At 65.3% G+C, this 13,808-nt stretch carries 10 protein-coding genes; 7 read left to right on the top strand and 3 right to left on the bottom strand.

Annotated elements, in window-relative coordinates; translation table 11 throughout:
• Positions 1–29 precede the first annotated feature (29 nt).
• Positions 30–494 (top strand): hypothetical protein, encoded by a 465-nt coding sequence (locus tag IEJ03_RS11915; protein ID WP_192035070.1) that lies wholly within the window; start codon positions 30–32, stop codon positions 492–494.
• A 234-nt stretch (positions 495–728) separates the two neighbouring features.
• Here IEJ03_RS11915 and IEJ03_RS11910 read toward each other — a convergent pair whose 3' ends face one another.
• From IEJ03_RS11910 to IEJ03_RS11900, 3 genes are all read right to left on the bottom strand, one after another.
• A complete protein-coding gene (locus IEJ03_RS11910) occupies positions 729–1,592 on the bottom strand; it encodes an SDR family oxidoreductase (RefSeq protein ID WP_192035069.1) in 864 nt (287 codons plus the stop codon).
• 115 nt (positions 1,593–1,707) lie between these two features.
• A complete protein-coding gene (locus IEJ03_RS11905; protein ID WP_192035068.1) occupies positions 1,708–5,016 on the bottom strand; it encodes an AAA family ATPase in 3,309 nt (1,102 codons plus the stop codon).
• Positions 5,013–6,341 (bottom strand): exonuclease SbcCD subunit D C-terminal domain-containing protein, encoded by a 1,329-nt coding sequence (locus IEJ03_RS11900; RefSeq protein ID WP_192035067.1) that lies wholly within the window; start codon positions 6,339–6,341, stop codon positions 5,013–5,015. Before IEJ03_RS11900 ends, IEJ03_RS11905 begins: the two co-directional genes overlap by 4 nt.
• Positions 6,342–6,890: 549 nt before the next feature.
• Here IEJ03_RS11900 and IEJ03_RS11895 point away from each other — a divergent pair.
• The 6 genes from IEJ03_RS11895 (at position 6,891) to amt (ending at position 13,755) form a co-directional block, all read left to right on the top strand.
• Entirely contained in the window at positions 6,891–7,313 is a 423-nt protein-coding gene (locus tag IEJ03_RS11895; protein WP_192035066.1) for a DUF1499 domain-containing protein, read from the top strand.
• A 7-nt stretch (positions 7,314–7,320) separates the two neighbouring features.
• On the top strand, positions 7,321–8,013 hold the full coding sequence (nfi, locus tag IEJ03_RS11890; RefSeq protein WP_192035065.1) for a deoxyribonuclease V: 693 nt from the start codon (positions 7,321–7,323) through the stop codon (positions 8,011–8,013).
• Positions 8,014–8,118: 105 nt separating this feature from the next.
• Complete coding sequence (locus IEJ03_RS11885; RefSeq protein WP_192035064.1) at positions 8,119–8,739, top strand: DUF1415 domain-containing protein; 621 nt, start codon at positions 8,119–8,121, stop codon at positions 8,737–8,739.
• Positions 8,740–8,842: 103 nt separating this feature from the next.
• The gene (tpx, locus tag IEJ03_RS11880) at positions 8,843–9,343 is read left to right on the top strand and encodes a thiol peroxidase (protein WP_192035063.1); all 501 of its coding nucleotides are present in this window, start codon (positions 8,843–8,845) and stop codon (positions 9,341–9,343) included.
• 101 nt (positions 9,344–9,444) lie between these two features.
• Positions 9,445–9,876 (top strand): OsmC family protein, encoded by a 432-nt coding sequence (locus IEJ03_RS11875; protein ID WP_192035062.1) that lies wholly within the window; start codon positions 9,445–9,447, stop codon positions 9,874–9,876.
• A 528-nt stretch (positions 9,877–10,404) separates the two neighbouring features.
• Entirely contained in the window at positions 10,405–13,755 is a 3,351-nt protein-coding gene (amt, locus tag IEJ03_RS11870; RefSeq protein ID WP_192035061.1) for an ammonium transporter, read from the top strand.
• Positions 13,756–13,808 lie beyond the last annotated feature (53 nt).

The following is a 13,808-nucleotide window of genomic DNA, read 5'->3' as shown; positions in this document are numbered from 1 at the left end:
CGTTATGCAGTGAACGAGTTGTCATCTAAATGAGAGATTTTCAGGAAATTTTCCTCAGTAGTGCCCTCAGCGAAACCACGCGGAAAGTCAGGCGGAATCTACTGATTTTCTCTGTCACCCTACTGATGATCATCAAAGGTGACCTCGTCCCCACGAGTGTTGAGCCACTAGGTATATCGATCTCGCCAGACAAGCAGGAGCTTATTCCAAACTTTCTGTTTCTAGTGGTGATTTACTACTTGGTAAAATTTTTTATATACATGCAGGTTGACGGCAAACTTCTTGTGTACGGCGCACAAAAGGCGGAATTTCCGGATGCAAGAGAACAAATGGGATATAGGGATTTCCTCAAGCATGTGAAAACAAACTCCAAGGTCATTATCCATCGCCATGGCTGGAGCTTTATGTGGTGGTCTCTTGCCAGAAACTCGATCGATATATTTTTTCCGCTTTTAGTTGCGGCTTTCACGCTATGGCATCAAATAAATGCATAACCAAGCCAGGCACGGCGACGTCTACTACATTGCGGCTTCGCCTACATTTCGTAGCCGCGCATCCTGGCGGCGTTAATATCAACGACCGCTTTTGGCCGTAAGCGGACGCCTATTTGGTGACGGCATGTAGGTCATCTCCGTGTGTGTTCGGTTGAAAACCGACCATTCGGCCGGTTTCGACTGGGTACTCTTATGCTGTTTAGTGGCCGGCCGGCGGTGGTTTTCTGCTGGCGCTCACTCCCTTTCATCCTTCGTCGAACGCAACAGCACCCGATCCATCCCTCGCGAACTCAGAATGCGCTTCAACACCGCGAACAGGTGCGTGGGCACGGTCACGGCGTAGCGGGGCCGGGGGCGGCGGCTTTCCAGGGCGTGGATGAGCTTATCTACCACGGCCTCGGGCTCCAGGGTGAAGGGCGCCTTGCCGTCGCTACTGGCGAGGCGAGCCTCCACCTTCTGGTAGGTGGTGGCATGGGCGCTGTGGGCGGTGTCGATATGCGCCTGGAAGGCGCGATAGGCGTTCTCGCGAAAGCGGCTGGTGATGGGGCCGGGCTCGATCAGGCTGACATGGACGCCGCTGCCCTTGAGCTCCATGCGCAGGGTATCGGTGAGGCCTTCGAGGGCGAACTTGGAGCACACATAGGCGCCGCGATAGGGCAGGGCGGCGAAGCCGAGCACCGAGCTGTTCTGCACGATGCGCCCATGGCCCTGAGCGCGCATCATCGGCAGCACCCGGGTGGTGAGCTCGTGGGTGCCCAGCAGGTTGGTCTCGAGCTGAGCTCGCAGCGCCTCGCGGGAGAGATCCTCCACCGCACCGGGCTGGCCGTAGGCGCCGTTGTTGAACAGCGCCGTCAGTCGCCCGCCGGTGCGCTCCTTGATGGTTTCCACCGCGGCCTCGATCGAGGCGCTGCTATCCAGGTCTAGCACCAGCGCTTCCAGGCCTTCTTCTTCCAGACGCTTGACGTCGGCCTCGGCCCGTGCGGTGGCGAATACCCGCCAGCCGCGCCTGGTCAGGGCGTGGGCGGCGGCATGGCCGATGCCGCTCGAGCAGCCGGTGATCAGGGTGCTGCGGGTCGAAGTGTCTGCGGCCTGTGACATGCGGGGTTCCTTGTGGGGGAGCGGCTCGCCTATTGCCGCATCATGCGCGCTGATAGGGCGAGTCGCTTTCTCGTCTGTTGGCCCTCGCCAACTGGCGAGGTCGTGGTCACGGGCGTCAGTCGCCCACCAGCGTCAGCCGGCTGGCGCCGTTGCCCTGCGGGCCGACCTGGATCTGCACCGGGATGCGTTCGTGCATCTCCTGGATATGCGAGATCACGCCGACCCGACGGCCCTGAGCCTGCAGGCCGTCCAGTGCTTCCATGGCCAGCGCCAGGGACTGGGGATCGAGGCTGCCGAAGCCCTCGTCGATGAACAGCGACTCGATGGCGAGTTCGCCGGAGGCCATGGAGGCGAGTCCGAGGGCCAGTGCCAGCGAGACCAGGAAGGTCTCGCCGCCGGACAGCGAATGCACCGAGCGCTGCTCGTCGGCCATGTCGTGATCCTCGACCAGCAGCCCCAGGGGGCTGCCGCCGCGGCGCAGCCGGTAGCGGGGCGCCAGGTTGGTCAGGTGAGCGTTGGCATGGTCGAGAAGCAGTTCCAGGTTGTAGGCCTGGGCGATGCGGCGGAAGGCCTTGCCGTCGGCGGAGCCGATCAGGGCGCTGATGCGCCCCCAGCGCCGCTGCTCGGCGAGGGCGGCATCGAGCTCGGCCTGCGCCGTCTGCTGGCGTTGGCGGCGGCGATCGTCGTCGCGCAGGGCATGCACGGCCTCGTCGCGGGCCTTTTGGGCGGCGTCGCGCCGGGGCGCGAGCTCGGCCTGGGCCTCGGTCAGCCGTGCCTGGCGGCGGCGTATCGCCTCGTCTGCCTCGTCACTCAGCAGGCGATTGTCCTCGGCGTTCTCGTCATCGACCAGCGCCTGATCGCGGCGATGGTCGAGCAGCGCCACACGACGCTCGTTGAGGCTGGCGTCGCGGCGCTGGCGGGCTTCCTCGGCCTCGCCAAGCTCCCGCTCCTGGCGCTCGGCTTCCTCGTCAGGCTGGGCTAGCAACCGGGCGAGGGTGTCATCGTCCAGGGCCGGGTGTGCCTGGCGCCACTCATGCAGCTCTCGCTCCAGGGGTTCGCGTTCCTCCTCGAGGCGCTTGAGCTGGTCGGCCTCGTGACGGGCCTGCTGGTCGAGTTGGCCCTGGCGGCGGTCGGCGTCGTGCAGCCGCGCCTGGGCGGCCTCCCTGGCCTGGCGGGCCGCCTCCTGGCGCTCTTCCAGACGCTGCTGCCAGGCATCGGCGCTGGCGTGCTCGCCGAGCAGGGTCTCGAGCTCGCGGGCGGCCTCGTCGCGCTCCTGTCTGAGCGGCGGCAGCCGCTCGGACAGGCTCGCCAGTTCCTGATCGATGCCTTGTCGCTGGGCCGTGAGCTGGGCGAGGGCCAGCTCGTCCTGACGCAGTGCCTCCTGAAGCGGCGCCAGCTCGGCCTCGGCGCGGGTCAGGGCCTCGAGGGCCTGTTCATGCTGGTGGCGGGCGCGATCGCTCTGCTCGCGCTGGTGCGCGAGCCAGGCCCCACGCTCGCTTGGCTCGATGGCATCGAGCTCGCGGTACATGGGGTGGTCGGTGAGTGCCCGCTTCGCCTGTGCGTATCGTGTCTCGGCGGCCTCGAGATCACGACGCTGCTGGGCGATCGAGGTTTCGAGGGCGAGGTACTGGCCCAGCAGCTCGTCGCGTTCCTGCTGGGCGGTATCGCAGTGCTGCTTGGCGTCGGCGAGCTGGCGCTCCTCCTCGGCCTGCTGGGCGGCGAGCTGTGCCGCCTCGGGCGTGGCCGGCGGCTGGTGACGCCAGGGGTGGTCGTGGCCGCCACATACGGGGCAGGGCTCGCCATCGGTGAGGCCCTCGCGCAGCCGGAGCACGCTCTCGCTGCGCACGGCCCGGTTGCGCTCGACGAAGGCTCGCACGCTCTCGTAGTGCCGCAGGTGTTCATCCAGCCGCCGACGGGCGGCCTTTCCTTGGCTCTCGGTGTGCTCTTTCTGCGCCTCGTCGTTCTTCAGGCGACGGGCCAGGCTCTGATGGGCCTCGAGGGCCTGGTGGGCGTCCTGCCAGCGGCTAGCGAGCTCGCTCAGCGCCAGCTGACGCCGCGCGGCTCGGTCGTGAGCCTGCTGAGCCGCCTGGCGCGCATCGCTCAGTTGGGAGTGCTCCCCCATGAGTTCTCGCAACCGGGTCTGCCAGTCATCGACTCGGCACTGGTGCTCCTGCTGGCGGGCCTCGGCCTGTCGTTGTCGCTCATTGACCTGATGCGCCTGTCGTTTGCGCTGCCGGTGACTCTCCTCGAGCTCTGCCAGGCGTTGCGCCAGGCTGTCGCGTCGCTGAGCCTGCTCCCGAGCCTGGCGCAGCCCGGGCTCGGCCGCCTGGCGAGCCTCGCCGGCTTCCTGCAGGGCCTTCTCGGCCGCGTCGCGTTGCTCGGTGGCGGTCTGCCGGTCGGTCTCGGCGCTCTTCAGGGCCTGCCGTGTGGCCGCACGGGTCGCCTCGAGGCGCGCGATCTCGCCGGGCAGTTCGGCCTGGCGAGCGAGGCGATGGCGCTTGGGGGCGAGCAGTCGGCGCCACTCCCGGTCGGCCCGGGCGGGGGCGAGGGCCTGCCAGCGGGCCTCGGCGTCTCGCTGCTGCGCGAGGCCATCCCGGTAGGCCGCACTCAGCCGTTCGTCGGTGGCAAGCCACTGCGCTTGCGTCTCCAGGCGTCGCGACTCCTGCTGGTGGGCGGTGAGTTCGCGCTCGGTAGCCTCGGCGGCGCGTTCCAGCTCGGCGCGGGCCTCGGGCTCGGCGGGGCGGTCGTCGGCGAGCTGCGCGTTCAGTGCGGCGACCGCCTCGCGGTCGACCTTGGCACGCTGGAAGGCGGCGATGGAGAGCTTGGAGTACTCGGCGGTGTCGGTGAGTTTCTCGAGCAGGTCGCTACGGGCGTTGTCGTCGGCCTTGAGGAAGGCGGCGAACTCGCTCTGGGCGAGCATCACGGCGCGGGTGAACTGGTCGAAATTGAGGCCGAGCACCGCCGGCAGCTGCTTTTCGAACTCGCGTTTCTGGGCGGTCAGCAGGCGATCGGCGTCCAGGTCACGCAGCGACTGCTCGGCACCCTGAAGGCGGCCGTCGGGTTTGCCGCGGGCGCGGCGCACCGCCCAGCGGGCCCGATAGCGACGCCCGTCCCGGCCCAGGAAGTCGACCTCGGCATGGCCCTGGCCGGCGCCGCGGCGCAGCAGGGTGCGGGGGTCGAAGCTGGTCACGTCGGTGTCGCCGCTGTCCGGGACCCGGGCCTGGTCCTGGCGGGCGCCGCGCAGCCGCGGGGTATTGCCATAGAGCGCCAGGCACAGGGCGTCGAGCAGGGTGCTCTTGCCGGCGCCGGTGGGGCCGGTGATGGCGAAGAGGCCGGCATCGCGCAGGGGCGCGGCGGTGAAGTCGAGCGACTGATGGCCAGCCAGCGAGGCAAGGTTCTCGAGGCGGATGGCGAGGATCTTCATGGCCGAGCCCCCTCGGTGCTGGTGTGAGAAGCGTCTTCGTCATCCATCACGTCCTCATCCATCACCTCCTGCAACAGCTGGGCGAAGTCGCGTGTGACCGCCTCGTCGGCGGGCTCGCCATATTCCTCTTCCCAGGCGCGAGCGAACAGCGCCTGGGGGCCCAGGCTGTCGAGGGTTACCCGGCGCGAGCCGGCGGCCTCGCCGCGGGCCTTGGGGTAACGGGTGTGAATGCGCAGCAGGCGCAGGGCGCGGCCTTCCAGCGCGGCCTCGACCCGAGCCCGCAGGTCGGGCTGCGGGCCATCCAGGTCGACGCGCAGTTCGAGCCAGGGCCGGCGTTCGGTCGGCAGGTCGGGATCGTCCTCGAGCGCTTCAAGCTCGGCGAGCACGGTGTCGAGATCGGCGGGGCCTAGGCGCTTGAGCGCCACGCTGCGGGGAATTGGCAGGCTCTCGGTGGCGGCGAGGGTGTCGCCTTCGAGAGTCACCTCCACCACCTGGTGGGGGTAGTCGACCTCGCTGAAGTCCAGCGGAATGGGGCTGCCGCTGTAGCGGATGCGCGCGTCGCCGACCTGCTGGGGGCGGTGCAGGTGACCGAGCGCCACATAGGCGATGTCGTCGGGGAAGAGGCTCGCCGAGAGCGACTCCTCGCCGCCGATCACGATCGGCCGCTCGCTGGCTTCCGAGACGGCGGCGCCGCGCAGGTGGGCATGGCTCATGGCGATCAGGGCCTGATCCGGCTGGCGCCGATCGCGGGCGGCAGCGATCAGCTGTTCATGGACGGCACCGATGCCGGCCACGTAGTCATGCCGGTCAGCGGTGTCATCGCGGCCATCGGAGGCGCTGGATTCTTCCTTGCTCGCCGCTGGACCCGTGCGGCCGGTCACCTCCGCCGGGCGCAGGAAGGGCAGCGCGAGGCACCAGGCGCGGGTCTCGCCGGCGGCATCGGTCAGCGGCACCAGAAGGCGCTCGGCATCCAGGCTGCCGTCGTCCTGCCAGTGCACCCGGCCCAGGGCATGGGTGTTGAGGCGTTTCATCAACGGAGCGGGCAGCTCGACCCGGTTGCCGCTGTCGTGGTTGCCGGCGATCAGCACGATATCCAGCGTCGGCAGACGTCGATGGGCCTCGACGATGAAGTCGTAGAGCAGCTCCTGCGCCTTCAGCGAGGGATTGACCACATCGAACAGGTCCCCGGCGACCAGCAGGGCATCGGCCTGGCGGACGTCCAGGGTCTGGAGCAGCCAAGTAAGAAAGGCCCGATGCTCGACATGGCGTTCCTGGCCGTGAAAGGTCTGGCCGAGGTGCCAGTCCGAGGTGTGAATCAGCTTCAAGGCGGGCTCCGCGACGTCCATGAATGACAGGGCACCATCATACTGCCGATGGGCCCTTCACTGCAGGGGCGCGCGGCGAGCGTGGATTCAGCGTCGAGACCATGGACGCTCCACCGACGCCATGCCGCTTGCAAAGGCCCCGGATGTGGACTTGACTAAAGATGAGTTGCCAAGGGCGAACAAATTGCTTATGCAATTTTGCTTAAGTCCTTATGTTCAGGGTCATCCATATGCGTTATGTCGCATAAAGGTATTTTTGCAGCATTAAGTCCCTTCGCAGCATAAGTTCTTTCGCAGCATAAGATCCTTCGCATAGATGCTGGCTTCTGGCGACTCTGGATAGCCGAAGGAGGACATGAAGAGACGGTGTCGATTCATGTCGCGGATGCAGGCCTGCCACCAGGCCTTTCGATGCAGGGATGGCATCCATGGGTCAGGCGCCGCTCGAGCACGCCCTGAACAGGAAGACCGACCTTCATTGGCCGGGCATCACACCACCCGCGAACAACAACCGTATAACAAGCGATCAGACCGTTAAGGATGCAGCCTATGATGACCAACCCGCTGACCAGCAAGCGTCCCGCCAACCTGGGGATCCATGATGGCCATCTCGCCATCTGCGACGACCAGCACAGCAGCGTCTCCAGCGAGGCGCCGGTCGAGGACAGGACCCACTACATCGCGCCGCTGGAACTGGGGGATCGTACGCCGGCGCAGCTGATGAAGCGCCTGCAGACGGCGATCGCCGGCTGTGAACAGGCCGAAGTGATCACGGCGACCGATACCTACCTGCATGCCGAATGCCATTCGCCGCTGGGGTTCATCGACGACCTGGAGTTCTTCTGGTCGGAGGAAGAGGGTGTCTGCCATGTTCGCAGCGCCTCCCGGTTAGGCGTCACCGATCTGGGCAAGAATCGCGCGCGTGTCGAGAAGCTTCGCATGCTGCTCGAGGGCTGGGGCTTCTGCGATTGATTCTACGGTGCGCTGGCCACAGACGACCGGCCTGCACGACTGGGCGCTGACGCCCAGCGAGGCGATCGCATTACAGAAGCGACTGGCTTTGCGGCTCGAACATGAGGACCGGCTTGCCGCGGTGACATGCATTGCCGGGGTGGATATCGGCTTCGAGGACGGCGGCGCGATCACTCGCGCCGCCGTCGTGCTGTTGGCCTGGCCGGGGCTTGCCGTCCTCGAGGAGGTCGTGCATCGCGAGCCCACCCGCTTTCCCTACGTGCCGGGGCTGCTGGCCTTTCGCGAGCTGCCGGCGGCGCTTGCTGCCTTCTCGCGGCTTTCCCGGCGTCCCGATCTGGTGATGGTCGATGGACAGGGCATCGCCCATCCTCGCCGGCTCGGCATCGCGGCGCATCTGGGGCTGTGGCTCGACCTGCCCACCATCGGCATCGCCAAGACCCGGCTGTGCGGGCGCCACGCCGAGGTGCCAGAGCGCCGCGGCGACTGGACGCCGCTGATGGATGGCGACGAGTGCATCGGGGCCGTGTTGCGCTCCCGCGCAGGCGTCAAGCCGGTCTTCGTGTCCCCGGGGCATCGCTTGTCGCTGGTCACCGCCGTCGACTGGGCGCAGGCTTGCCTGGGCCGTACCAAGCTGCCCGAACCCACTCGGCTGGCCGACCGACTGGCCTCGCGGCGTTACCGACGTCGCGCCGACGGCTAGCTCCGCTCTGCAGGCGTGCTGTCGGGTCACCCGCTGTCTGACGCTGGCGCCGCATCGATCGGCTACAATGTCGGGGCCTGCCATTTTCCTGCCGACGAGTCGCCGATGTCCTCCGCTTCCACTCCTGCTTCTTCTGCCGCTTCCGACGGTGTTCATGCTGATCGGGCTCTCTCCGACCGGGCCCTCGCCGCGTCCCGCGCCTGGGTCGAGGACTTCGTGGTGCCTCGCAACCTGTGCCCCTTCGCCGGGCGTGAGGTGAAGCGCCAGACCATTCGCTACGTGGCGGTGTCGGCGCACGACTGGGCCGAGACCCTGGGGGCGCTGCTCGAGGAGTGCCGACGACTGGACGAGGATCCTGCGCTTTCCACCACGCTGCTGGTGCTCGCCGACGGGGTGAACGACTTCGATGACTATCTGGACCTGCTGGGCGTCGCCGAGGCGCTGTTCGAGGAGCAGGGCTACGAGGGTGTCTACCAGCTGGCGAGCTTCCATCCGGACTATTGCTTCGAGGGTGTCGAGGAGGATGATCCGACCAATTACACCAACCGCTCGCCCTGGCCGATGCTGCATCTGCTGCGAGAAGACGCCATCGCCGAGGCCCTGGCGCACTACCCGGACCCGGAGGCCATTCCCGAGCGCAATGCCGCCGCCATGACGGCCCTGGGTGGCGAGGCACTGGCAACGAAGCTGGCGGCGTTGACGACGGTAGGCGCGGGCCGCCCTTGATTCCCGGCGCCACCATCACCACAGAAGAGGTAGGCGCCAGAGTAAGTGATAGGTGACCTTTCCCGGGCCTTCATTCCGATGGCCCGATGCTGAAGGAGGTGACATGACGCAGATCACCCGTGCCGGTACCCCCGTCGAGGTCGACGGTGAGCTCCCCCAGAGTGGCCAAACGGCCCCGGCCTTTACCCTGACCAACCAGGCCCTGGAGGACGTGACCCTTGCCGACTATGCCGGCAAGCGCAAGGTCCTGAACATCATCCCCAGCGTCGATACCCCGACCTGCGCCACTTCGACCCGCAAGTTCAATGAGTACGCCTCAAGGCTCGATAACACCGTGGTGCTGGTGGTCTCGGCGGATCTGCCGTTTGCCGCCAAGCGCTTCTGTGGTGCAGAGGGCCTGGACAACGTCGAGACGCTCTCGACCTTTCGCCATCCGGACTTTCATCGCGCCTATGGCGTGGCACTCGCGAGCGGGCCGATGACCGGGCTGACCGCCCGGGCGGTGGTGGTCATCGATGAGCAAGACCGGGTGATCCACAGCCAGCTGGTCGGTGAGCTGAAGGATGAGCCGGACTATCAGGCCGCCATGGCCGCGCTGGGCTAGACCCTATCCGGGCCCGGCATCGTCCGGGCCAGACACCATGCGGGCCGCATGACGCATGGGCCGACGCACGATACGCAACGCGATCCGTACAAGGAGGCAGTATGAGCATCAAGAAGCAGGGTTCCGCTGAATGGCAAGGTAGTCTGAAAAAGGGCAAGGGCACGGTCTCGACCGAAAGCGGGGCGCTATCATCCGTCCCCTACGGCTTCCAGCAGCGCTTCGAGGGCCAGGCCGGCAGTAACCCCGAAGAGCTGATCGGTGCCGCCCACGCCAGCTGTTTCTCCATGGCCTTCTCGATGATGCTGGGCGAGGCCGGGCTCGAGCCCGAGAGCATCAAGACCGAGGCCACCGTGAGCCTCGATCAAGACGACAGCGGCTTCACCATCTCCGCCGTGCACTTAGACTGCGTGGCCAAGGTTCCCGGTGCCGATCAGGCGACCTTCGACGATGCCGCCAACAAGGCCAAGGCAGGCTGCCCGGTCTCCAAGCTGTTCAATGCCAAGATCAGCCTGGACGCTCGCCTGGAAGGTTAATGCCTATTACAGGGCGCTCTGCTGAAAAAGCCACGTGCAGAAAGCCCACTTCAATAGGCATTGATAGCGAGCGGTACTGGTAACGAAACGAATAAGCAGTTACTAAACCGTAAGTACAAGACGGCCCTCCCGGTTTACCGGGAGGGCCGTCGTCGTTAGGGGGTAGTCTGCTCTCATGGTTCATCTCGAGAACGTTGAAAAGGCGGGACCTGGTCGCCACCACCAGGACCATGACCTCCTACAGAACCACCCTTCCCAGGGCCGACCGGAGCGTTGGAGCCCTCCAGTCGCACTCGGCTGGCACCGTTATTGCTTTCACTAATATGGCAAAGTCTGACATTGGCGGTACAGGCGGGCAGTCGCTGAGCGACATTGCCTGAATGCACTTTATTAGCCGCTTGACGGCGCGTCGACGCACTATTTCGGTGCTTGTAATCGCTGCGCTTATCGTTTTCTTGCAGAGCGCCAGGCTCCATGGCCGCATTCAGGGGGTGAATGTGGGGCTCTGAGCGTTAGGAGCACATATATATGGATGTCCCGCTACTGGATATGCTGTGGGTGCTATGGGGCGCCATGCTGGTCTTTGTCATGCAGGCCGGCTTCCTGTGCCTCGAGTCGGGCGTCACGCGTGGCAAGAATGCCATCAATGTGGCGATGAAGAATCTCGCCGATTTTACGGTCACCGTGGCTGCTTTCTGGCTGCTTGGCTTCGGCCTGATGTTCGGCGACAGCATCGCTGGTCTTGTCGGCGGTTCGCATTTTTTGCCGCGGATGGCGGTCGGGAACGATGCCTGGCTTGCCAGTTTCTTCCTGTTCGAGGCGATGTTCTGCGCCACTGCCACCACCATCGTCTCCGGTGCAGTGGCAGAGCGCATGCCGTTTCTTGCCTATTTGCTGATCACTTTATTGGTCGGTGTGCTCATCTACCCCGTGTTCGGTCACTGGGTCTGGGCCAGCGCGCTGGGTGAGTATTCGGGCTGGCTAGAGGCGCGTGGCTTCGTCGACTTTGCCGGTTCGACGGTAGTGCACAGCCTGGGAGGATGGGTGGCGCTGGTTGCCGTGCTGCGTATCGGGCCTCGTCACGGGCGGTTCGTCGACGGCCAGCCGACCACGCCGGTGCCTGCCAGCAACCTGCCGCTGGCAATGCTGGGTGTGCTGCTGCTGTTTCTAGGCTGGTTCGGCTTCAATGGCGGTAGCACCATGGCGTTCGACGAGCGGGTCCCCGGTGTGCTTGTGAATACTGTGATGGGTGCGGTTGGTGGCGTGCTCTCGGGCATGCTGGTGGGGTGGCGGCTACGCCGCTATGCCGAAGTGAACTATGCCATGAACGGTGCCATAGCCGGGTTGGTGGCGATCACCGCTGGGGCGCATGCGCTGACTGCCGAGCAGTCGCTGGTGGTCGGTGCGGCCAGCGGTGTCTTGATGGTCATCAGCAGCGAGGGACTACTGCGCTGGCGCATTGATGACGCTGTGGGGGCGATCCCCGCCCACCTGGTGGCGGGGATCTGGGGCACGCTGGCGGTCGGCCTGCTAGGTGATCTCGAGTTGCTGGGCACTGGGCTATCGCGCTGGCAGCAGGTCGAGGCGCAATTGCTGGGAATCGTGGCCTGCGCACTGTGGGGCGGCGGCAGTGCCTGGCTGTTGCTGATGCTGACCGGCCGGTTGATGGCGCTGCGAGTCTCGCCCGAGGCGGAGCAGTTGGGGCTCAATGTGGCCGAGCACGGTGCCCGCAGCGAGCTCTTCGATCTGCTTGAAGCGATGCGCCGCCATGAGCGCAGCGGCAATGTGAAAGGGCGCGTCGCCGCCGACCCTTTTACCGAGGTGGGGGAGATTGCGGCCAGCTACAATCGCGTGTCGGAGGCGTTGGAAAAGGCCATGGCACGAACCCAGGTGCTGGTGCAGAACTTGCGTGACGGGCTGGTGACGTGGCGTGCCGATGGAACTTTGACCAGCCTCAACCCTGGCGCGGAGAAGCTATTTGGAATCCATGCCGTGGAGATCGTCGGTCAGCCGCTTCAGCGCCTGGTCGCCGGTACACCGCCGCTGCCCGGGCAGCGGCGAGAGATACGTGTCAACGACCCCGTAGAGGGAGCTCGCTACCTGGAGTTGCAGTTCAGCGAGGGCGCCGCGGACTCGGACGCCGAGTGCGCGGCGCTAGTGCGTGATGTCACCGAGCGCCGGCGCGTCCAGGATCAGTTGCATCGTGAGCGCGACCTGGCCCAGGTCACGCTGGCCTCGATCGGTGACGGGGTGATTACCACCGATGAAGGTGGGCTGATTCGCTTCATCAATCGTGAGGGGCAACGCCTGACCGGTTGGAGCCATCGGGAAGCGCTTGGCCAGCCGATCGGCAAGGTTTACCAGCTGATCGACGAGCTGACCGGCAGGGCGATCGCCAACCCGGCGCGACGGGTACTCAGCGACGGCAAGCCTATCGTCGCTTCGGCCTCGCACCTGCTGAAAGTGGAAAACGCCGACCCCTGCCCGGTGCAGAATTCTGCCGCTCCCATCCGCGCCCGCAACGGCTGCATTGTCGGCGCGGTTGTGGTCTTCCAGGATGTCTCTGAGACCCGTGATCTGTCACGCAGGCTCAATCATCAGGCCAATCATGATGCCCTCACCGGAATGGCCAACCGGCGGTGCTTCGAAGTGGCGTTGAGCAAACTGGTTGAGCGCGAAAAAGGGCAGCATGTCCTGTGCTATCTCGATCTCGACCAGTTCAAGGTGGTCAACGATACCTGCGGTCACATGGCCGGTGACGAACTGCTGCGCCAAGTGGGCGCACTGTTGCGCGAACACCTGAGAACGTCGGATCTGGTCGCCCGGCTGGGCGGCGATGAGTTTGGCATCGTCTACTACGATTGCCTGCTGGACAAGGCTCAGACACTTGCAGAAGGCCTGCGCGAGGCGATCGATGATTTCCGCTTTGCCTGGGAGGGTCGGACTTTCTCGATCGGTGTCAGCATCGGCTTGGTCGGCATCTCGGGTGCGTGCTCACTGAGCGATGTGCTGAGCGCAGCGGATGCGGCGTGCTATGCAGCCAAGGAGGCGGGGCGCAATCGTATTCATGTCTACCAGGCGGACGATAGCGTGCTGATGGAGCGTCATGGCGCATTGCAATGGGTGCCACGGCTACAGGCGGCGCTCGACGAGGATCGACTGCGGTTGTTCGCTCAGTCGATCGTCCCGGTCGGCCGGCCCGGCGAGTCGCGCCACCACGAGATCCTGGTGCGTATCCAGGAAGGCGACCGACTGATCACGCCGGGGACCTTCATGCCCGCTGCCGAGCGCTACAATTTGATGCCTCGGATCGATCGTTGGGTGATCAGTAATGTCCTGGCATGGTTGTCCGACAGGCATCAATCAGTTGAAGTGTGTGGCTTGTGGGCGGTCAATCTCTCCGGGGCGTCGCTATCCGATGAGCGCTTCTGCGAAGAATTGGTCGAGCGAGTCGCCAGTGCGGCGCTACCGGCAGGCACGCTGTGCTTCGAGATCACCGAGAGTACGGCGATCGCTCAACTATCCCGAGTTACCGAGCTGATCTGGCGGCTCAAGGAGCTTGGGTGCAAGTTCGCGCTCGATGACTTCGGTGCCGGGCTGTCGTCGTTCGGTTATCTCAAGCAGTTGCCGGTGGATTTTCTCAAGATCGACGGTTGCTTCATACGCGACATCGACAGCGATTCTATCGACCGGGCGATGGTCGAGGCGATCAATACTGTCGGCCACACCCTCGGCCTGCAAACCATCGCCGAATTCGTCGAAAATGAGGCGATCATGAGCCAGCTCGAACTTCTGGGGATCGATTATGCCCAGGGTTACCTAATCAACCGGCCCCGCCCACTGGAGGCGCAGGGTGAGGTGAGGGTGATGCCGCGCTAGGGCTTGCATGATGAAAGGGATGGCGCCGGTCAGGCGGTGATGGATGGCGCCGA

It is taken from the genome of Halomonas sp. YLGW01 (assembly GCF_014840935.1).
In the GTDB taxonomy this organism is placed as follows: Bacteria; Pseudomonadota; Gammaproteobacteria; order Pseudomonadales; family Halomonadaceae; genus Onishia.
Note: the sequence above shows the minus strand (reverse complement) of the source record. Positions and strands in the feature narration are given on the sequence as shown.

What these genes read in the sequence shown, in the direction of transcription:
- IEJ03_RS11915 (WP_192035070.1), top strand. Translation starts at nt 30, where the DNA reads ATGAGAGATTTTCAGGAAATTTTCCTCAGTAGTGCCCTCAGCGAAACC.
- IEJ03_RS11910 (WP_192035069.1), bottom strand. Translation starts at nt 1,592, where the DNA reads ATGTCACAGGCCGCAGACACTTCGACCCGCAGCACCCTGATCACCGGC.
- IEJ03_RS11905 (WP_192035068.1), bottom strand. Translation starts at nt 5,016, where the DNA reads ATGAAGATCCTCGCCATCCGCCTCGAGAACCTTGCCTCGCTGGCTGGC.
- IEJ03_RS11895 (WP_192035066.1), top strand. Translation starts at nt 6,891, where the DNA reads ATGATGACCAACCCGCTGACCAGCAAGCGTCCCGCCAACCTGGGGATC.
- IEJ03_RS11885 (WP_192035064.1), top strand. Translation starts at nt 8,119, where the DNA reads ATGTCCTCCGCTTCCACTCCTGCTTCTTCTGCCGCTTCCGACGGTGTT.
- tpx (WP_192035063.1), top strand. Translation starts at nt 8,843, where the DNA reads ATGACGCAGATCACCCGTGCCGGTACCCCCGTCGAGGTCGACGGTGAG.
- IEJ03_RS11875 (WP_192035062.1), top strand. Translation starts at nt 9,445, where the DNA reads ATGAGCATCAAGAAGCAGGGTTCCGCTGAATGGCAAGGTAGTCTGAAA.
- amt (WP_192035061.1), top strand. Translation starts at nt 10,405, where the DNA reads ATGGATGTCCCGCTACTGGATATGCTGTGGGTGCTATGGGGCGCCATG.